The 20,581-nt window shown below is 57.9% G+C and carries 18 protein-coding genes; 1 reads left to right on the forward strand and 17 read right to left on the reverse strand.

What is annotated here, in order from left to right; translation table 11 throughout:
- Positions 1–286: 286 nt before the first annotated feature.
- From RRY12_09590 to RRY12_09640, 11 genes are all read right to left on the reverse strand, one after another.
- On the reverse strand, positions 287–1,744 hold the full coding sequence (locus RRY12_09590) for a rhodanese-like domain-containing protein (GenBank protein MEG2184920.1): 1,458 nt from the start codon (positions 1,742–1,744) through the stop codon (positions 287–289).
- A gap of 172 nt (positions 1,745–1,916) precedes the next feature.
- Entirely contained in the window at positions 1,917–3,089 is a 1,173-nt protein-coding gene (locus RRY12_09595) for an ELM1/GtrOC1 family putative glycosyltransferase (GenBank protein MEG2184921.1), read from the reverse strand.
- Between the two features lies 1 nt (position 3,090).
- Positions 3,091–4,374, reverse strand: a complete 1,284-nt coding sequence (locus tag RRY12_09600; protein ID MEG2184922.1) for a glycosyltransferase N-terminal domain-containing protein — start codon at positions 4,372–4,374, stop codon at positions 3,091–3,093.
- Entirely contained in the window at positions 4,375–5,379 is a 1,005-nt protein-coding gene (locus RRY12_09605) for a KpsF/GutQ family sugar-phosphate isomerase (GenBank protein ID MEG2184923.1), read from the reverse strand. It lies immediately after the preceding gene.
- Between the two features lie 3 nt (positions 5,380–5,382).
- On the reverse strand, positions 5,383–6,255 hold the full coding sequence (gene kdsA, locus RRY12_09610) for a 3-deoxy-8-phosphooctulonate synthase (protein ID MEG2184924.1): 873 nt from the start codon (positions 6,253–6,255) through the stop codon (positions 5,383–5,385).
- Between the two features lie 34 nt (positions 6,256–6,289).
- Positions 6,290–8,554 carry a tetraacyldisaccharide 4'-kinase gene (gene lpxK / locus RRY12_09615; GenBank protein MEG2184925.1) on the reverse strand — a complete coding sequence of 755 codons (2,265 nt, stop codon included), beginning with the start codon at positions 8,552–8,554 and terminating at the stop codon, positions 6,290–6,292.
- A 1-nt stretch (position 8,555) separates the two neighbouring features.
- Positions 8,556–10,316: an ABC transporter ATP-binding protein gene (locus RRY12_09620; protein ID MEG2184926.1), complete on the reverse strand. Its 1,761-nt coding sequence runs from the start codon at positions 10,314–10,316 to the stop codon at positions 8,556–8,558.
- The gene (gene lpxB / locus RRY12_09625) at positions 10,316–11,440 is read right to left on the reverse strand and encodes a lipid-A-disaccharide synthase (protein MEG2184927.1); all 1,125 of its coding nucleotides are present in this window, start codon (positions 11,438–11,440) and stop codon (positions 10,316–10,318) included. Before lpxB ends, RRY12_09620 begins: the two co-directional genes overlap by 1 nt.
- The gene (lpxI, locus tag RRY12_09630) at positions 11,425–12,240 is read right to left on the reverse strand and encodes a UDP-2,3-diacylglucosamine diphosphatase LpxI (protein MEG2184928.1); all 816 of its coding nucleotides are present in this window, start codon (positions 12,238–12,240) and stop codon (positions 11,425–11,427) included. The genes lpxB and lpxI overlap by 16 nt, the downstream gene beginning before the upstream one ends.
- A 181-nt stretch (positions 12,241–12,421) precedes the next feature.
- Positions 12,422–13,228 carry a ZIP family metal transporter gene (locus RRY12_09635; protein ID MEG2184929.1) on the reverse strand — a complete coding sequence of 269 codons (807 nt, stop codon included), beginning with the start codon at positions 13,226–13,228 and terminating at the stop codon, positions 12,422–12,424.
- 261 nt (positions 13,229–13,489) lie between these two features.
- The gene (locus RRY12_09640) at positions 13,490–13,876 is read right to left on the reverse strand and encodes a hypothetical protein (GenBank protein MEG2184930.1); all 387 of its coding nucleotides are present in this window, start codon (positions 13,874–13,876) and stop codon (positions 13,490–13,492) included.
- 259 nt (positions 13,877–14,135) lie between these two features.
- On the opposite strand from RRY12_09640, the gene RRY12_09645 reads away from it, so the two are divergent.
- Positions 14,136–14,894, forward strand: coding sequence for an HD domain-containing protein (locus RRY12_09645; GenBank protein ID MEG2184931.1), 759 nt, complete (start codon positions 14,136–14,138; stop codon positions 14,892–14,894).
- A gap of 96 nt (positions 14,895–14,990) precedes the next feature.
- Here RRY12_09645 and RRY12_09650 read toward each other — a convergent pair whose 3' ends face one another.
- The 6 genes from RRY12_09650 to RRY12_09675 all read right to left on the reverse strand — a co-directional run.
- Positions 14,991–15,149, reverse strand: a complete 159-nt coding sequence (locus tag RRY12_09650; GenBank protein ID MEG2184932.1) for a rubredoxin — start codon at positions 15,147–15,149, stop codon at positions 14,991–14,993.
- A gap of 80 nt (positions 15,150–15,229) precedes the next feature.
- Entirely contained in the window at positions 15,230–16,315 is a 1,086-nt protein-coding gene (locus RRY12_09655) for a Xaa-Pro peptidase family protein (protein MEG2184933.1), read from the reverse strand.
- Positions 16,312–17,307, reverse strand: a complete 996-nt coding sequence (locus RRY12_09660; GenBank protein MEG2184934.1) for an AIR synthase-related protein — start codon at positions 17,305–17,307, stop codon at positions 16,312–16,314. The genes RRY12_09655 and RRY12_09660 overlap by 4 nt, the downstream gene beginning before the upstream one ends.
- A gap of 80 nt (positions 17,308–17,387) precedes the next feature.
- Entirely contained in the window at positions 17,388–17,948 is a 561-nt protein-coding gene (locus RRY12_09665) for an epoxyqueuosine reductase QueH (GenBank protein MEG2184935.1), read from the reverse strand.
- 1 nt (position 17,949) lies between these two features.
- Complete coding sequence (locus RRY12_09670; protein ID MEG2184936.1) at positions 17,950–18,834, reverse strand: tRNA (adenine-N1)-methyltransferase; 885 nt, start codon at positions 18,832–18,834, stop codon at positions 17,950–17,952.
- Positions 18,834–20,581, reverse strand: a 1,748-nt coding sequence (locus RRY12_09675) for a transketolase (protein MEG2184937.1), incomplete at its 5' end; no start/stop codon positions are given. The genes RRY12_09670 and RRY12_09675, both read right to left, overlap by 1 nt.

Consider the following 20,581-nt stretch of genomic DNA (forward strand, 5'->3'; position numbering starts at 1 on the left):
ATCCCATCCGATGCGGATGCTGTAATTCCCTCTGCCCGCCGATGAGCCTTAAACTTGTCGAATAATACAAAAAATAAAACAGTCTGTCCTGACGCGTTAAAAACATTGAACAGGACGGCCTTACTTTTCTAGATTATAGTATAAATTCATTGATTGGAAAAGCTATTTGTTAACATTAGTAAGAAAACTGTTGAGAAATATTAATGAAATAAACAAATCTAAAGCAAAAAAAGCCGAAAGAGGCAATATGCTCCTCTTCCGGCTGACATTTATCTTTACATTTAGTTTATGGTTTTACAAGCGGCAGCTCCGGGTTGCCGGCCCAGGCCTGGAAGCCTTCGTCGTAGTTCTGGCTCTTGGTGAAGCCGCAGAGGCGAAGCACCATTGTAACGTAGGCGCCGCGAACTCCCGCCGTGTCGTATATTATTATCTCGTTTTCCGGCGTGATGCCGGAGGCAGCAAGCATGGCGGTTATATCCTCAGGCGACTTGACTGTGCTCTCGGGCGTCTGGAAACTTTCCCTGGGTATGTTCAGCGCGCCGGGCAGATGTCCCGCGCGCTTTTCCTGGAAGGGGCGGATCTTGCCGAGATATTCAGGCTCCGTGCGCACGTCGATTATTACGAGGCCGGGCTTGCCGAGGTTGTTGTTTATCCATTCGGTCGTCGCAGTGTAGGTGGAGACATATTGTTTGATGGTGAAAGGAACCGCTTTGTAGCTCTGTCTGTTCTTCACTATCTTGCCGCCCGCGTTCTTCCACGCGCCGATGCCGCCAACGAGCATTTTCGCGTTTTTGACGCCGGCCTGACGTAGCACCCAGACGACGTAGCCGTTCTGGCCCCAGCCGGCGCCGTCGGCATAAGCGACGACGGTCTTCTTGCCGTTCACTCCAAGCGCACCTACGCGCTTGGCCATAGTCGCGGGGGCCCATACGACGCCCCACTTCTCTGTGCCCTGCTTTGCCGCCATGTTTGCGAAATAGGTCCAGGGAGCGTTCACAGCGCCGGGGATGTGTCCGCCGGCGTAGAGGCTTTCAGGGCGCGCGTCTATGAGGATCACGTTGTTGAGGTTTGCCTTGAGCCAATCAACGTCTACGATGAGGCTCTTCTCTGTCTCAGGCTCGCCGGGCTGCATCGGCGTCGGATTGAGCGGACGTCCCGCCTCCACTTCGCCTGTTGCAGCAGGCTGTGCGGCCGGCGCAGCCGCGGGCGCAGTCTTTTGCGCCTCAGGCGTCGGCGTGCCAGTGACAGGCGCGGTCTGCATCGGCTTTATCTTTGCAGGCTCTGCTTTTGCCGGCTCAGTTTTTGCCGCAGGTGTCTTTACAGGCTGTACGGCGGCGCCGGTCGCGGGTATCTCTACGGTCTTCGCGGGAGCGGTCGTCTTTGTAGGCGCAGTTTTTGCCGGTTCCGCCTTTGCCGCGGGCTGGCTCTGCGCCGCGGTGTTTTTGTTGTTTGCCGCCTTTTCGTTTTCCTTAGCGGCTTTGCTGGCCTCATACTTTGCGATGGCCTCGGCCTTTTCCGCCGCTGGATTCTTTTTCTCTTCGGCTGGCGCTTTTTGCGCCTCAGGCTTTTTGTCTTCGGATTTTACCGACGGTGCGGCGTTTGCTTTGTTGTTTTCCTTGTTGTTCTTGACCTGGGAGAGTATTGAGCTTGAGGGATCGTCTCCGGGCGCCGTCTCTGCGGCGAAGGCTGATGCTGAACCGCAGGCGATGGCCGCGGCAAGCATGATCATCAAAAATCGTTTCATAGTACCATTCCTTCCATATTTCTTTATTTCTTTCACAAAAACGCGGAAGAAAAGCCCGGTATTTTGTGTGTATTGCGGAATTATAACACAGATGGCGGCGTTTTTATTCGGGAAATAGCGACTAAATCAATTTATCCGGCGCGCGCGGCCGCCGCGCCATGCCTTACCCTTGTTACTTCCAGTTATCAAATATCCACTGCGCGGCGCGTCTTGCTTCGTTGAAATCTTCGTGCTCGTTTTGTTCGTCGTATTTTACCGCGCCGTCGTGTCTTTGGCGCAGCCAGTCGCGGTACTCGATCAGTCCGTCGTTTCTTACAAAGTGGTCGAATACGCGGTCGAACTTCGGCACGCCCCACAGCAGGTTCTGAGAAAGAGCGCCCGCGTTCACCAAAGAGGCTGTGGCGCGCTGCATCATGTTTTTCACGCCGCCCTTGCGGCCCGTGCGCAGCAGCACCGCGCGGTGGCCGCCGGTTATCGCCTCGGAGACCATGTTCACGGAGTCCTCGGTGCAGAATACCTCGGTGGAGAAGCCAAGCATCGCAGGTATCGGGTTGAAATCGTCTTCCGACGCTACAAGAAGATATTTTACGACGCCGGAATGAGCGGCGAGAGTTTTTATCGTCTTCACCGCGGCGTCGCTCGTTCTGCGCGAGGTGGTCAGGTAGATGTCTGCGCCGCAGTTCTGCGCCAGGTTGAGGATCTGTCCGAGCTGCTTTTTGACCCATGCGGGAGTTATTTCGTAGTTCGCGTCGTCGCCTCCTATGAGGACGGACCATATTTCGGGGGAGGCGGCCGGATGCTCCGCAAGCAGCGCCGCCGCCTCTTTTTTGAGATTTTCTTTTATGACGAAGTTCGGCGCGCCAAGCGTGACGAAGATGTTGGGCTGTCTTTCGGGACAGTCGTGCTCAGGCACGATGGCGAAGTCGAACGGCTCCGTGCCGACGCGTCCCGGCGTCATTATCGTAGCGCAGGCGCCGCGCCACAGGTAGCCCATAGCGAGGTTGTAAGGAGCGGCCGTGCTTCCTGCCGATAAAAAAAGCATCGCTTTTGAGTTTTCAGTGATGTTGCGCTCCGCAAACCACTGGCCTACGCGGCGGATGAGCGCGTCGCCGTCTGCGCCCGCGAGCCAGTCGCGTGCGTCGCGCCTTGTGCCGCCGATGAGCGCGGAAGCTCCCGCCTTTGCGCGGGTCTTTGCCGCGCCGGAAAGCTGCGGCACTTCGGCCTCCAGAACTTCCGCGCCGGAAAGCTGCGAAAGCCAGTAGGCCACTCCGCGGCTCTGGTTGAGATGCCCGCGTATGCCGTCGCTCAATATGAGAATGACTCTCAACGCTTCGCCGTTTCTCATTTTACCCTCTCCCTTCGCCGCCGTTTATATATTTTTTTATTGCGTTCCATGTTCGCGCAGAGGCGCCGCATGATTTTGCAAAATAGTCGCGGCTTTGCCTGCGCCATTTGCCGTCGTCCGCGCACGAGGCCGCTTCAAGCCACGCGGCCGCAAGCTCTTTTTCGCCGCTTACCTGAGTGGCCGCGCCCATCGCGAGAAAGGCGCGCGAGGCCTGCGCGAAGTCCTCCATGTGCGGGCCGTACTGCACCGGCACTCCCCACGAAAACGGCTCGAGTATGTTTTGTCCGCCTTTGTCCGTAAAGCTGCCGCCTACGAAGGCGGCGCGCGCAGTGCCGTAAAGTTCAAAGAGCAGGCCTATCTTGTCTATTATAAGGATATCCCATTCGTCTTGATATTGCGAGAAAGAAGAGGTCCTATATTTTGTATCTATCAGCTTCGCCACAGAGGAGGCGCGCTCCGGATGGCGCGGCGCTATGATGAGCCGCGCGTTGGGAAGATGTTCCCGCGCCATCTCAAAGGCGGCTATGACGATCTCGTCCTCGCCGGTGTGCGTGCTTCCCGCTATGAATATGGGCCTTTCACGCGAAGCGAACTTTTCAAGCCACGCGTCGCGCGCGGCTTCGTCCTTTCGCGCAATAAGCGCGTCCGCTTTGCAGTCTCCCATGACGTGCAGCCTTTCGCGGCTGACGCCGACCGACGCCAGCCGCGTCATGTCCTCCTCGTCGCGGAGAAATATCTCCGTAAAGAGGGAGTAGGCGCTCCTTGCCGCGCCGGAAAGAAGGGGTTTCTGCACGCGGGCCCACGTCCTGTCGGAGATGCGCCCGTTGATGAGAAAGGCGGGTATTCCGCGCTTTTCGCATTCGCAGAGCATATTCGGCCAAAGCTCCGTCTCCGCCGTTATGAAGGCGGCCGGCGTCAGGCTGTCGAGCGCGCGGCGCACAAAGCGCATAGTGTCCCACGGGTAATATATGTGCGCGTCATAAAGTCCCGCGCCGAGCCTTGCGGCCATCGCTTTTCCGGTCTGCGTCGTGGTGGAGAGCACCACAGGGCCGCCGTAGCCGTCGTCGCGCGCGGCCTTGATGAACGGGACGGCGGCCTGCGCCTCTCCTACGGAGACGGCGTGCACCCATATCGGAGCGCCGCCTTTGAGACGCGCGAGCTTGTCAGCCGGGAGGATGCCCTGCCGTTCATCGTTGCCCTCCGTGTATTTCGCAAGCAGTTTTTTACGCGAAAGGGCGAAGACTATATTTATGGCCGGCCGGTAGACGGCGGAAAGAAGCGTCAGCTACGCCACCCCCGCCTTTAATATTTCATGCAGGTGCACCATTCCGACCGGCTTGCCCTCGTCGACTACTATGAGCGCCGAGACCTCCCACTGTTCGGCCATGCGGACCACTTCGACCGCGAGCCTGTCGGGGGTGATGGTGCGCGGGGCGTGCGTCATAGCGCGCGATACCGGCAGATCGAGGCCTTCAAGCCCCTCTTTTTCTATGAAGCGGCGCAGGTCTCCGTCTGTGAAAATGCCGGAAAGAAATCCCGCGTCGTCTACGACGGCGGTAGCGCCGTATCCTTTGCTCGTGATGTCAAAGAGCGCGTCTCGCACCAGCGCCTTTTCGTTTGTCACGGGCATTCTGTCCTGCGTGCCCATCAGGTCGCGCACGCGCAGCAGCAAACGCTTGCCGAGCGAGCCGCCCGGATGGAAGAGCGCGAAGTCCTCTTTGCGCAGGCCGAGCAGCAGCGTCGCCATGCCGGCCGCCGCGTCGCCGAGCGCCATTTGCAGCGTCGTGCTGCTGGTGGGCGCGAGTTTGAGCGGGTCGGCCTCGCTTTCGACGTGGCAGTTGAGCACGATGTCCGACTCGCGCGCAAGCGTAGAGTCAGGGTTGCCCGTGACCGCGATTATCGGCGCGCCCAGGCGTTTGAAATAGGGGATGAGCGCGATAAGTTCCTGCGTCTCGCCGCTGTTGCTCAAAAAGTAGCCGATGTCTTCGCGGCATACCATGCCGAGGTCGCCGTGCGCGCCTTCGGTAGCGTGGAGGAAGAAGGCCGGAACGCCAAGCGACGCGAATGTCGCGGCGGTCTTTCTGCCGACATGGCCGGATTTTCCAAGGCCTGAGACTACGACGCGCCCGCGGCAGCGGCTTAAAAGGTGCGCCGCCTTCACAAGCTCTTCTGAGGCGTTCTCCGCGGCATACAGCAGCGCCTCCGCCTCTTTGCGCAGGATGCCTACGCCGGCTGAGAGAAGTTCCTCGGATGAAAGCTGTTTTTCTTCGCGCTCGTACGGTAAGTCCATGATCTACGCCTCCGCCCAGTCCAGGCGCGTGAAGCCTATTTTCTCGCGCACTATTTTATCTATCTCGTATATTTGTCTCAGCACTTCGCGCATCCCGCAAAGCGGTATCGAGTTAGGCCCATCGCACTTGGCGGCGTCAGGGTCTGGGTGTACCTCCATGAAAATGGCGTCTACGCCGGAGGCTGCGGCGCAGCGGATGAGCGGCAGCACGAAAGAACGGTCCCCGCCGCTGCATGTGCCGTTTCCGCCCGGCTTCTGCACGCTGTGCGTCGCGTCGAACATTACGGGGACGCCAAAGGAGCGCATCACCGGAAGAGAACGGAAGTCGACCGTCAGCTCATGATAGCCAAATTCCGTACCGCGCTCGCAGAGGATGACGCCTGACGCGCCGCTTTCCCTGCACTTTCCAAGCACGGAACCCATATCTTCAGGCGCCATGAACTGCGCCTTCTTGACGTTGAGCGGCTTGCCCGTGGCGCTTGCCGCAGCGAGCAGGTCCGTCTGACGGCAGAGAAAGGCGGGTATCTGCAAAAGGTCTACGTGGAGCGCGGCGGCCGCCGCCTGATTTGGCTCGTGGATGTCGGTCACCACAGCAACGTCTGCGTCGCGGCCGATAGCGGAAAGCCATTCAAGTCCCTTTTCGATGCCCGGCCCTCTGTAGCTTGTTATAGAGGTGCGGTTGGCTTTGTCGAACGAGGCCTTAAAAATGTAGTTGAAGCCAAACTCGGCGCAGAGCGCCTTCATTTCGCGCGCTATTGAAAGCGCCTCTTCGTAGGTGTCAAGCACGCAAGGCCCCGCCGCTATTGTGAGGCGCGGACCGCCAACTTCAAAATCTCTTACCGTCACGGTCTTTATGGTTTTGTTTTCCAAGGACATAAGCACAGCTCCTTTGTGATTATATGTAGTTTTATTATTCGGCGCGGCCTTCTATATAGGCCTTGTATTTTTCATAGAGTCTGCATCTGCGGTCCCAGCCCAGCTCCTTCGCGCAGTATTCGACAACTTTGTCGAGCGCCCCGGTGCGGCCAAGGTTTTTTATGCCGGCCTCCTGCATCGACCGGCGCAGCTCCGGCTCCACAAGAACGCGTTCCGCTGCGGCCGCAAGCGCCGCGGGCGACGGAGGAACAAGTATCTCAGCGTCGCGCAGCAGCTTTTTTTGGCGCAGCTTGCCGCGTTCGATTATCGAGACGACGGGGATGCCCAGGCCGGCGCAGAGCTGGTTTGCCGTGCCGCCGAGCCCTATGAGCAGCTCCGCTCCGCAGGCGGCGGCGGCGAGCGGCGCGCGGCAGACGACTATCTCAATATTTTTTTCGTCCGAAATGAGGTGGGTGCCCGCTGCATCAAGCCGCCAGCCATCGGCGCATTCGGCCATTTTCTTCATGTCGATGGTTGGCGCTGGCACCATCACGAAGCTGCATTCGATGCGTGCGCCTAGTATCTTTATCGTGTCGAGTATCAGTTTTATGTCGTCGTAGGCGCGGGGACGGCTGCCGGGCAGCAGCAGCACCTTTGCGCCCGCGCTCTTCCACGCGAAGGCGGGGTCTCCCGCTTCGTCGAGCAGGTCCATTATCGGGTTGCCGTAAAAGACGGCGGGAACGCTCTTTTCGACAAGCTCGCGCGCAGTCTCCTCGTCGCGAGTCCAGACAAGTATGCAGCGCCGGCGCAGCAGCCATTTTTCTATCCACAGATGTCCGCTCAGGTGGACCGATTTCGCCGTAGCCACCAGCAGCGGCTTCATCCCCTGGCCCCAGAGCACGCTCCAGAGGAGGTAGACGTCGCCGACGCAGATCGGCGTTCTGTATTTTCCGCGGAAGGAGCGCATCTTTTCGCGCTGTGAGATTATCGAGCTGCCGAGGCCGTGGCGCAGGTCGCCAAGAAGGTCTATCAGGTTGTATTTTATGACGCCGCCGCTTGGCATCTCCGCCGGCGGCGAGACGACGCGTATGCCGTTTTGCGAATAAGGCTTGCCGTTGCCGACGAAGGCGAAGGCGTCTATCTGCGCGCATTTGAAGCGTTCGATAAGTTTCTGCGCGAGCACCAGCCCGATGGCGTCCTCGCCGTGCCCGTTTGATGTGACGAGGAAGGACGGGCGCAGTTTTTCCAGAATTTTCTTTTTGAAATTATCCGCGTCGTTGAGAGAGACCGCTATCGACGGGACGTATAGCGGCAGCCTCAGAGAAAGTTCGCGCGGCATGTTGACAAGGTCCTTTTCTGTGCAGATGAAGCCGTCCGCGCCTATATTCGCCGCAAGCTTTTCCAGCGCCGAGATCTCGTCATGCGTAAGGATGTGATGGTCGCGGAAGGTGCGGCGTTCAAGCACTTCGATTCTCATCTCTTCCAAAAATTTATAAAAGCCGCCGGGGTTGCCGATAGCGGATATAGCGATATAGCGTCCGCCGGGCTTGAAATCGTCCGCAAGCCTCGCGTCCACGTTTTTCATTCTCGATATCCACGACTCAAGCACAAAGTCCGCCGTGAATATTTTTTCTTTTGGAATGTAATGTGCGAGCCGCTCTTTGATTGCGGCCACCTCTTCTTTGTCCGCCTGGTTCGCCTTTGTCAGCACGATGATGTCCGCGCGGCGGAAGGCCGACATCGGTTCGCGCATAGAGCCCGCAGGAATGACCCAGCCGTTGCCGAAGGGACATGTTGAGTCCACAAGCACGATGTCCACGTCGCGGCCCATCTTCCGGTGCTGGAAGGTGTCGTCGGTGACGGCCACCTCAGCGCCCAAAGAGGCGAGCAGCTTCACGCCCTCTAGGCGGCTGCGCGAGACGACTATCTTCGTGCCGGGCAGCCGTTTTGCAAGCATCAATGGCTCGTCGCCCGCGAAATCGCGGCGGCGGCTCTTTTCGTCCTGCCCGATCCAAAGCGGCGGGTGTTCCTTTGTGCGGTAGCCGCGGCTGACGACGCCCGCCTTTATGCCGGCCTCCGCGAACTGACGCACGATATATTCCACCATCGGAGTTTTGTTTGTGCCGCCGAAGCTGTTGTTGCCGATGCTTATCACCGGCAGCGGCGGGTCTGTGACGGAGAAGACCCCCCTGTTGAAAAGGGAAATACGCAGCCTCATCCACGCCGATGTGATGAACTGGCATGGATAAAGGAGTATCCACGGCGAAAAGATGCTTTCACCGCGCGCGTATTTTAAGTAGCTGCGCAGAATTTTTGACATATCAGATATCTTCCAAATGCTCCCCGCTGCTTGCCGCGTATAGTCTGTAATACTGTCCTTTGGCCGCCAGCAGCTCGTCGTGCGTCCCGGTTTCGGCGACGACTCCGTCGCGCAGCACCACTATCCTGTCCGCGTCGCGTATCGTCGAAAGCCTGTGCGCTATGATGATGGCGGTGCGCCCCTGCATAGCGTTGTGCATCGCCACCTGCACCTGCTGTTCCACAAGCGCGTCAAGCGACGAGGTGGCTTCGTCGAGTATCAGTATCTTCGGGTCGCGCACAACAGCGCGCGCTATCGCAACGCGCTGGCGCTGGCCGCCTGAAAGCGTCACGCCGCGTTCGCCGACCTCGGTGTCGAAGCCCTTGGGTGCGGCCATTATAAAGTCATAGATGTCCGCCATCTTGGCCGCCTTCACAAGCTGCTCGCGCGTCATGTTTTTGCACCCGTAGCCTATATTATAGGCCAAAGTACCCTTCATCAGCACAGGGTCCTGCGGGACGACGCCGATTTGACGGCGGTAGCTCTTAAGGTCGAGCTGACGCAGGTCTGTGCCGTCTATCAGCACTGTCCCCTCCTGCGGGTCGTAGAAGCGCATCACAAGGTCTGCGATCGTCGATTTGCCGGCGCCTGTGGGGCCTACTATCGCAACTTTTTCTCCGGGTTTGATCTCAAAGCCAAGCCCCTTCAGCACGCTCTTGTCGGGCGTGTACTGAAAAAAGAGGTTGTCAAATTTGATGCCGCCGCTTATCTGCTTCACTATGGGATGTTTTGCAAGCGGAACTTCGTTTGCCTCGTCGAGTATCTCAAAGACCCTGTCCGCCGAGGCCGCACCCTGCTGGATGGTGCTGACTACGCGCGAGAGCACGCGCAGCGGCTGTACGAGAAGGCCGATGTAGGTGCAGAAGGCGATGAGCCCTCCTGCCGTAAGTTTGTTGCTTATGACGTCGCGGCCGCCTATCCAGAGGATTATGGCAAGCGCCATGATGAGGATGACCTCGACGATGCCCTCAAGCGCGCCGCGCACCTGCGTGCCCTTCATGAGCGCCGCGAAATGCAGGTTGCTCTCCTCTTTGAAACGCGCGTATTCCTCCTCCTCAGTGGCGAAGGAGCGGACTATTTTTATCGAAGAGACGGCCTCCTGGGCGATTGCCGCGACCATCGCGAGTCGTTCCTGTATGACCGTGCCGACCTTGCGCAGCTTTGAAGAGGCGGCGTCGATTACGAGCACCGCGATCGGGATGATGGTGAAGGTGGCAAGCGTGAGCTGCCAGTTCAGAAAGAGCAGGAAGCCTATTATCCCGATGAAGGTGCAGCCCTGCACGACGAAGTCGACGACGACGCTCGCCAATATGTTTTGCAGCGTAGAAACGTCGTTCGTTATGCGTGACAGAAACTCGCCGGAACGCTTGCTGTAGAGCGTGAGCAGCGAGAGCCGCTGCGTGTGGTCGTACAGTTCAAGCCGCAGGTCGATTACGACCTTCTGCCCGACCCATGTCATAAGATAGAGGTTGCAGTAGGCGAATATGGCCTTCAATATGTAAAGGATGACGACGCTTACGCAGAGGACGTTCAGCATGAACATTTCCTTGCGTATGAGCACGTCGTCGACTACGTTCTTTATGAGCCACGGCGGCATGACGCTGAAAAGCGCCGAGAATACCATGCAGATTATCGCGTAGGTGAGCCTTCTTTTATATGGCGCGCAGTATTTTAAAAGGCGCAGATAAGAGGCCCATTCCTCTTTTTTCGTAAGTTTCAGCATCAGGCAGCCTCCAATATTCTTTTGCTCCAAAAATCATATACGCCTTCGGAACCGAGCGTAAGGCGCGTGCTTTCCATCAGCGCGGCGGCCTCAGCGCGGCATCCTCCGTCGTCCGTCAGCCACGCGCGGGTGTATCGCAGCATGTTTTCCGTTGTGGCGCGCCCCTGTAACAGCTCTGGGAACATCTCGCGTCCGGCGAGGATGTTCGCCATCGCGTAGTGCTTAGTTTTTATTATCGCGCGTCCTATGAGCGCGGTCAGCGGGTTGAGCCTGTAGGCGACGATCATGTAGCAGCCAAGCAGAAGAGATTCAACAGTTATCGTGCCGCTTGCGCCGACGGCGCAGTGTGCGGCGGCCATCATGTCCCGGCCCGGGCCGTCGTAATAGGGGATGTTTTTTGCTGTGAACTCTTCGATCATGCTGTCTCGCACGGCAGGGTTCAGTCCAGGCGCTACAGAGAAGACCGGCTGCCAGCCGTCGCGGGCGAGCGTGTCCGCCGCCTCTTCCATCATCGGAAGCAGGGCGCGGATCTCGCTCCTGCGGCTGCCGGGCAGAAAGGCTATCATTTTATCTTTGTCGTAGAGGCCGTCAAGCGGCGTGGGCATTCCCTCTTTTTCGCGGAACTCCTCAAGAAGCGGATGGCCCTGCCAGTAGCTGGTGCAGCCGCGCGAAAGCAGAAATTCGTGCTCGAAGCGAAAGAGCGGCAGACATTCGTCTGTGTAACGCCTAAGGTCGTCGGCTCTGCCGCTGCGCCACGCCCATACGGAGGGAGGCGAGATGTAAAAGATGCGTCCCTTATAGCCGCGCGCGCGCAGCTTCGCTATTAGCCGCATGTGGAAGTCGGGGCTGTCGCAGACGACGACCGCCGACGGGTTCTCCTGCATTATGCGCGAGATCATCTCATTGAGCAGCGAATAGATAGACGGTATGGCGGCCAGAACCTCCGTGAGGCCCAAAAGCTGCAGGCGTTCTCCGTGCCACTGCACGTCGATGCCGGCGCGGCGCGACTCGATGCCGCCCATGCCCCATATAGCGCCGGTAAAGCCCGAGGCGCGCAGATGTTTTGCGAGGTTGGCCGTGTAGTGGTCACCGGAGGCCTCTCCCGAGCTTATAAAGATCGACAAACTTCCACTCCTATGACGGAAATATTTTCTTTTTCAGCGGCGCGCTGGAAGGCCTCAGGGTCAAGTATGAGCGTCCAGCCGGCGTGGAGCGCGAGGCAGTTCAGCTTGGCCTGCGCCATGTGCGTTATCGTATCGGGGCCGACCGTCGGGATGTCGTAGCGTTCGTCCTGGTCAAGGCGCATCATCTTGGCGACGGTGCCGCCGCGGCAGAGCGAGCCCGCGCGCAGAAGCGTAGCGTCCGTGCCCTCCATCGCCTCGACCGCGATTACGGAGCGTTTGTTTACTATGACGGTCTGCCCGAACGAAAGAGGAACGACCGCCTTGCATATCGAAAAGCCGTATTCCGCGTCGTCCAGTTCGTCTTTGGTGGGAGCGCGCCCCGCTATGTGGCCCTTGCGCGCCAGAAGGTCAGGCACGATGTCGCGGTAGCTCAGCACCTTGAAGCCCTCTTTTTCTAGGAATGATACGATCGCGCCAAGCAGTGAATGATCGTCGCGGAAGAGCAGCCCCGCAAGGAAGCGCTGTGTCGTGAGGTCGAAAAGCGAAGGCTTGAAGACCAGCGTCTTTGAGACGGTGCCGGCCATGATTATGCTTTTGACGCCGCGCTGCTTCATGTCCTTTATGGTAAAGCCGAAGTCGGGCTTTGTGATGTTGATGACGTCAAGGGCGTACTTTGAAAGCTCGCCTATACTTTCCCTGATGGAGTAGACGACGGGCGGGTTCCCGTTGTCTGTCAGCCTGCTCGCTATGACGACCGGGAGCGTTCCTTCGCCTGCGATTAGAGCTATTTGTTCTTCCACAAATGATTCCTCCCAAATACCTTTTATTCTTTCATAAAAATAACTTCTATATCAAGATTCTCACATCGCCGCCGATTTTATGGCACAAAAAAACAGTCGTCGGCCCGCGACATTAAATAAGTATAGCATATTGCGCCGTGAGTTCGGCTATGCGTTCGGGGAGATAAATTATAAGCCGGGGTTAGCCAAGCGCCACGTCAAGCACCATCATCACTGCGAAGCCGACGAGGAAGCCCGTCGTCGCAAGGTCGCCGTTGCCCGAGGCCTGGCTCTCGGGGACGGTCTCCTCGACTACGACGAAGATCATGGCTCCCGCCGCGAACGAGAGGGCGAACGGAAGTATGGGCTGCGCCACAAAGACGAGAAGCGCGCCGAGGAAGGCGAATATCGGTTCAACGATAGCGGAGAGCTGCCCGTAGAAAAAGGCCTTTGAACGTGAAAGCCCCTCGCGGCGCAGCGGCATAGAGACAGCGAGGCCCTCTGGAAAATTTTGCAGCCCCATGCCGAGCGCGAGAGTGAGCGCGCCGGCCAGCGCCGCCTGCGGCATTGAGCCGATCGCGCCGAAAGCGACGCCTACGGCAAGCCCCTCGGGGATATTGTGCAGAGTGATAGCAAGCACGAGCAGCGTAGTCCTGCGCAGACTGGATGGGGGGCCGTCAGGCGCGGTCTCAGCCATTGCGGGATGAAGGTGTGGAAGCACCATGTCGAGCAGCCGCAGCGAGAAGCCGCCGGCGAGAAAGCCAACAAGCGGAGGCAGCCATCCGGGATAGCCCAGCTGTTCGGAAACCTCTATAGCCGGCGCAAGCAGCGACCAATAGCTCGCAGCGATCATGACGCCGCCCGCGAAGCCCAGCATTACGTCCAGCACCTTTTGGCTGGGCTTGTGCGCGAAAAAGACGCCGCCCGCGCCAAGCGTCGTAAGTCCCCATGTAAAAATCCCCGCCATAAGCGCCTGCAGCGGCGCAGGCTGTGAAGCAAACCATTCCATCTAAAAAACCTCCGTAATTTTATCCTATATTCAATATGCGCTTCTGTGGTCCGCTTGCGCAAGAGGCTTCGTTCCGCCGTCTAACACAAGTAATTTAAAATAATTTTACATTTAACGCGGCGAAAGTCAATGACGATTTGCCGCGGCGCCAACGCGGGCATAAAACATCAAACCATAAAATACTAAACAAGAGACGTCCGGGCGGGCGTCTCTTGCCAGTGTTACGAGAGATGGTGCGATTAAATATTTTTATCTTGCTCTTTAGATATGCAGATCTTTTTTGATCTTGTCGGCGTCCGCGTCGATTTTTTCGTGGCAGTCGTGGAGATCTTCCTTCTGATGATGCAGGTGCTTGTCTATATCCTCATGCGCGTCGTGGAGATGTTTGTCGATGTCGACGTGGGCGTCGTGCAGGCGTTTTTCTATCCTTTCCCTGTCCTCGTGCAGATGCTCCCTCAGATGATGGAAATGTTTCTCAAACCAGTCCTTGATCTCATCGTGGAACTTATCGCTGTCGCCGTTGAGGCGCGTCGTAAAGAAATCAAAATCCTCTTTGTGCTGTTTTGCAAAATCATCGGAGAACGGGCCTGTGTGCTCCTGGAGAGCCTTGAGTCTTTTCTGAAGTTCGCCGTCGTTTGGAAGTGCCATAATAATTTCCTCCTTATTTTGTCTCTTTAGACTTTTATTTTTATCTCGCCGCTCTTTTCGCCGTAATAAAGAGCTATCTCCGGCTGACCTTTGATGCCTATGACCTCTTGCGGCCGCTGCGGTTTACCTGCAAATCTTCTCAAAACGGCCCCCTTCGGGCAACGTCATTATACTGAGCGCCCCGCGCGAAAAAGGCTTAAGCTGTCAGATTTATTATCTAAGTGATGTATAATGCGTGAAAGAGGTGAGTATTTACGTTATGTATTTAATTGAAACGACAGAAACATGGTTTAACGCTTATGTAGATTCATTCAGGATAAACGGCGAGCTTGCGCCGATGCTGGAACTCAAGCGAAAGCACAGCCGGCGCGTGCAGAAGCTTGCCTCGGCGATCGCCGAAGCGCTTGAATGGAGCGAGCCTCACGACGCGTGGACGGCTCATGCCGTGGGCCTGCTGCACGATACCGCGCGCTTTTCTCAGTACAGAGACTTCGAGACCTTTCAGGACAGCGCAAGCTTCGACCACGGAGAGCGCGGCGCCGAGATCCTCGAAAAGGAATTTGACTGGCTGGGGATAGAGGAGAGCGAAAAAAATAAAGTGCTGACCGCCGTGCGCTGGCACAATAAAATAGCCATCCCGCCGGAGCTTCCGCTTAGCTCCTATAAATGGGCGGCGCTTGCGCGCGACGCGGACAAGATCGACGTCTTCCGCATGGTGCAGTACAGGATAGAAAACGGGACCATCTACGATATGTTGCCGCGCCATAAAAAGGTATCGGGCCTCTCGCCCGCTTTGGTGGACGAAATAAGGACTACCGGACTTGGCTCCTACGCCAACGCGCGTTCGCTCCAGGATTACCGCCTGATACAACTGACATGGGCGCTTGACCTGAACTTCCCCGTGTCGGTCGTCACGTTAAAGGACGAAGGCATCTTTCAAAAAATCGCAGACGACCTGCGCCAGTATGGAATAGACGACCTGCTAGACCTCCTGATGGAAAAAATCGACAAAATTTAAAAGCTGCGGCCGGGCCGCAGACAATCAACAAGCCCCGCGCGTTGCGTGCGGGGCTTGTTGATTGAATTTTATCCTGCTTGAGATAAGCGGTTCTGTTTAGTTTGCTTCGAACATATCCTTGCCAACGCCGCAGACGGGGCAGACCCATCCTTCGGGGATGTCTTCAAAGGCTGTGCCGGGGGCTATTCCTGAATCGGGATCGCCGATTTCGGGGTCATAAACATATCCGCAGACGGTGCATACGTATTTTGCCATAATTTATTCTCTCCTTTGATTATGTATCGTTATTTTATTGCTTCAGATTACATATTCATTATAACAGTTTTAAATTAAATTTAAATAGTGTAAAAACACTGATTTAATGAATCCGTTAATCTTTCAGCCCCATCTTCTGTAATAAGGTAATCGTCCTCAAGCCTCATGCCGCCCGTGCCTGGAATGTAGAGGCCAGGCTCGACGGTCACGACGTCGCCCGCTTGCAGGATAAAATCTTTTCGCGGCGAAAGCTGAGGCGCTTCGTGTATCTCGAGGCCGAAGGAATGACCGAGGCTGTGCGTGAAATATTTGCCGAGATTTTTTTCCTCAAAGATGGCAAGCGCCCTGTTGTGCGCCGCGGTGCCGGAGAGCCCCGGGGCAAGCATCGACGCGGCCTCAGCGTGCGCGCGCGCAACGAGCTCGTGCAGAGCGCATGCCTCTTCGGTCGGGCTTCCGATGAAGAAGTTCCTTGTGATGTCGCAGAAATAGCCGTTCCAGCGCGCCCCGTAATCGACGGTGGCCCATTCTCCCGCGGCCATCTCTTTTTCTCCCGCGCGTCCGTGCGGCATGACGCTTCGCTCTCCGGAGGCGACTATCATGTCAAAGCCGGCGGCTGCTCCCGCGCGGCAGATGTTGTAGTTCAGAAGAGATTCAAAAGCCTTTTCGGTCATTCCAGGCTTCACACAGTCAAGCGTCTCCATGAAGGCGGCCGCTCCTATTTGCGCGGCCTTTCGGATGTCCGCTACCTCCTGCGCGTCCTTTGTCCGGCGAAGTTCTGAGATAAGCTCCCCTCCGTCGGCCCATTTTCCGCGTGCGGCAAGTTTCTGCCATGAGGCGTGCCACGTCTTGGCCGATTCGCAGAGCATACGTTCCGCTCCGTGCGCCAAAAGGCGATCCCGCACGTCGCCAAGCAGGCTCTCCCTCTGCGGCAGCACCGCATGAGGCGACTGGCGCGCGCCCTGTTCTGCGTATCTTGCGTCTAATATGAGCTCCGGCTGCGCGTCTTTGTAGACCAAAAGCGCGCCGCTTGTGCCGCGAAAGCCGCTCATGTAAAAGAGGCTCTCCCAGTTGGCGTCCTCCTCTGTGAGTATCACGAAGGCGTCGGCCTCTTTTTCTTTTAATTTTGAAACGAGCCGCGCCGTGCGTAGAATTATATTTTTGTTCACAGCGCCGCCTCTTTTTCGCCCATCTTTAGCAGGCGCCACAGCTCTTCAGCCGGTTCCGGCACGGGAGCCTCAAGCGCCTCGCCCATGCGCCCTACCACGACGGAGGCGACATTTGCCTCTTGCAGCGAGCGCTGCGCGGCGCAGGCGTCTTCCTCAGGCACGACGGCGAGAAGGCTGCCCGAGGCTATTAGGCGCAGCGGGTCGAAGCCGAGTTTTTCCGCGGCGCGCCGCGTCAGCGGATGGATGGGAAGTTTTTCTTCGTCAAGTTCGGCGCGCAGGCCGCAGAGCGAGCATATTTCGTCAAGGCCGCCGCGAAAGCCTCCTTCGGTAGGGTCGTGCATGAACTTCGCCCATTTGCGCACGGCGCGCGAGTCGGCGAGCACGGCGGTGTGGTCGGCCCACGAAGCCGTTTCGCGAATCTCTTCGCCTGTCATGAACGAGGATAAAAGTTCCGGTTTGTCCTGCGCCAATATCGACATGCCCTCTATGCCTATGTGTTTTGTGACGATAAGCAGATCTTTCGTTCTGATGTCGGTTGCGCGCATCACCTTGTCGGCTGTGCCGATGAGCGCGCCCATGATCACAGGGCGGTCATATCGATCGTTGAACTCCGTGTGTCCGCCTGCGACCGCTATGCCCTGCGCGCGGCACTCTTCGTCTACCTCGCGCATAATGCGCGCCGCGCCCTCTTCACCGAAAGAGGGCGGCAGGATGAGCGTCACGGCGAGATAGGCGGGGTCTCCGCCCTTTGAGGCGATGTCATTTGAATTTATGCGGACGAGAAGCCGTCCCGCGCCGCGTTCGGCGCCTACTATGGGGTCTGAGGAAAAAATCAGGTACTTGCCTTCGGGCCATTTGACGACGGCGGCGTCTTCACCCACGGCGGGGCCAATGAGCAGTTCGGGGCGGCTTGCCCCTGTGAAGCTGAGGACGTTTTTTATGAGCGCCTTCGGCGAAAGTTTTCCTGACGGAAGGTTTTTGTTGTCTGTCATCTGTGTTCACCATTTTCTCTAGTTGAGCTGTATATGGTGAAATTATAGTATCAGTTGAAATAAAAGACAAATGAGCGTTTCTACTGCGCGGGCGGCTCCGCTTTGCGCATTGAAAAAAGGCAGCCGCAATAGTTCTGGCGGTAGAGGCCAAGGCGTCTGCTTTCGTCTACGGAGCGTTTGAAGCCGTCGTTCTTGCGCCATATTTTCTCAAGCCAGATGAGGCCGTGGCGCGCCGCTGTCTCCGCGCCGGTTTTGTTTATGTAGGCCGCGTCTTTATGCGGGCTTATGGTGAGTGTGGTGCAGAGGTGCGTGAAGCCGCCATTTGCCGCGGCTTTCGCCGTCTCTTCAAGCTGCAGCGCGATGCAGCGCCGGCACCGCAGGCCGCGCTCCGGCTCGCTCTCAAGGCCGCGCACGGCGTCAAACCACGGCTTTGGGTCGTAGAGAGCGGGCAGAAGAGGCGCTGCCGCGGCGTCAGCCAGCGTGCGCACCGCCTCCGCCCTCCTGTTGAATTCTTCTTCGGGGTGGATGTTACCGCCGTAGAAATATCCACAGACGGCATATCCATCCTCTATCAGCTCAGGCCACGGAACGCATGCGTCCGGCGCGCAGCATATATGTAATAGCAGCGCCGGTCTATTCATTTTATTCCGCAGGTGAAGCAGTCGTAGGTTCGTCTGCGCTTTCCGTATCCGGTGTGCAGGCGGCGGGCCTTTCCCGAGAGAGGCCGCTCTCGGGTTCGGGAAGAACGGGCGGTTCCGGCGCGGGCAGCGTCTTCACGGCGAAGATCAGATAGCCTGTGTGCCCTATCATCATATCCTGCGGGCGCACGCGGTTTGGCTCCGTCTTGTAGTAGCGCAGCATTATCTCGCAGACCTGAACGTCCGCAAAGCCGTATTCCTGAAGGGCGCGCAGAGTATCGGATATCTGATTGGTGGTAGGCACCAGTATCCCCAGATGATTTCCCGGCGCGAGCGCTTCGTAGGCCTTGTCTATATAGTCCCACGGCGTGGGCACGTCGAGAAAAACCGCGTCCGCGTTGCGTTCCTTGAAGCCGTCGTCCAGCGAGCGCACGTTGAATTCTATGCGGTGAGCTACGCCCCATTTCTCCGCGTTTTTCTTGGCCAGCGCGGAAAACTCCTCGCGGCGGTCGTAGGTGCAGACCTTGCCCGTGTCGCCTACAAAGTGCGCGAAGGTGCAGCAGAGGCTTCCGGAGCCTGTGCCGCACTCCACAACGGTGCAGCCGGGGAAGATGTTCAGGTGCTGAAGGATGAAGCCGGACTCTTTTGGGAAAACTATCTGCGTCTGTCTCTTGAGGCGGCGCGTGTACTCGCCAAGAGTCGGGCGCAGCAGATAGAAGAGCTCGCCCTTTGGAGTGTAGATGCCTTCGCCGAAGTCGTGTTCCATCAGCTCGTCGTGGCGTATCTGTCCGAAGTGCGTGCCTTGGCTTTGCCCCTGCTGCAGCTTCACAAGAAAGCTGTCGCCCTTTTTAGGATGCCAGATGAGAACTATCTCTCCAGCCTGGATCATTAAAGAAGTTCCTTTGCGGCTTTGGCTATGCCTTCGGCGTTTAGCCCCATATCCTCAAGCACGTCGGCGCATGAGCCCGAGAGGCCGTAGCGTGTGACGCCCAGGTTTTTTATCTTCACTGGCCTGCCTGCGCGCGCGAAGGCAAGAGCCGCCGCCGCGCCTATGCCGGTATCGGCGTTGTGGTCTTCGCAGGTTAGCAGCGGAAGGCCGCCGGTGAGCGCAGCAAGTTCGTCCGCGTCCATCGCCGTTGGCGTGGCGCAGTGCAGCACCTTCGCGCTGACGCCCTCTTTTGCAAGCGCGTCATGCGCGGCGACAGCGCTTCCGGCAAGATGTCCCATCGTTAAGATGACGACGTTGTTTCCGTCGCGGAGCTGGTCGATGGCGCCGTATTTAAATGTGTATCCTTCGCCGTAGAAGGGCGTTCCGTCTTCTTTTAGAACGACGGGCAGCACGCTGCGGCCCATCGCAAGGCATACGCAGCCCGGCTCCGTCATCATCCAGCGCGTGGCGCGGTCTGTCTGGTTCGGGTCGGCGGGGACTATTACCTTCCATCCGAAGGTGTTGCGGAAGAGGCCGACGTAGTCGATGCACTGATGCGTCTTTCCGTCTTCGCCGACGTCGAGGCCCACATGCGTCAGCACCGTCTTTGTGCCGGCGTGGTTTATGTCGTTGAGCCTCTGCTGGTTGTAGACCTCGTCGTTCGCAAAGACGCCGAAGTCGGCCCATACAGTGACAACTCCGGCGGCTGAAGCGGCGCCCGCCGTCGTCGCCGTTGAGTGTTCCTGGATGCCGGCCTCTATGAAGTTCTGCGGGCAGACTTTGGCGAAGCCGTCGACCTTTACGGAGCCTGCGAGGTCGCAGTCGAATACGAGGATGGGAGTGCGTCCCTCCTTGCCGAAGTTCAGCTCGCCGACCTCCGCGAGCGCCTTGCCGAATGCGCCGCGGTTGTCTTTTTTATCTTCCTTTGTATAGGTGTGAGGAACGCCTAGGTCAAGCGATGCCCTCTTGGGTGCGACGTCGCGTCCCACGGGCAGCGGCCCTTTGCGCTCTTCAAGCAGCAGGCTGAACTCTTCCATGCTGCCGCCAAGCTCGCGGAGCGCTGTTTCAAGCTTGTCGCCCGACGGCGCCTTGCCGTGGTAGTCAGGGATATTTTCCATGAAGGAGACGCCCTTGCCCATTATCGTTTTGCAGAGAATGACTGTGAGACGGCCAGATTCTTTCGCGGCCTTCATGGTGCTGTAGATGGCGCGGAAATCGTGCCCGTCGCATTCGGCCACATCCCAGCCGTCCGCCTTCCAGAGCGCGCGGATGTCGACCGGCATAACTTCGTCAAGGCGTCCGCTTATCTGGATATCGTTCCAGTCTATAAGGGCGGTCATATTGGAAAGTTTTTCTTTGGCGGCGGTGCGGCGCGCTTCGGCAAGCTGGCCCTTCACCTGCTCGCCGTCTCCCAGCACTACCCATGTGTGCGCCTTTGAACCGCGGGCGCGCGCCGCGAGCGCAAATCCAACTCCGGCGGAAAGTCCCTGTCCCAGATTGCCCGTTCCCCAGTCAACGCCGGGAACGTCGCGCTCGACATGGCCCTGATAGGGGCTGCCGGCTCTGCGGAAATTGGCCGCCATCTCGTGCGCGGGGAAGAAGCCGTATCCGGCAAGCGCCGCGTAGAAGCCGGCCGAGGTATGTCCGTGGCTCAGGACGATGCGGTCGCGCTCTTCATCGTCCGCCGAAGCGGGAGAGACGTGCGCCG

This window comes from Cloacibacillus sp., from assembly GCA_036655895.1.
GTDB lineage: Bacteria > Synergistota > Synergistia > Synergistales > Synergistaceae > JAVVPF01.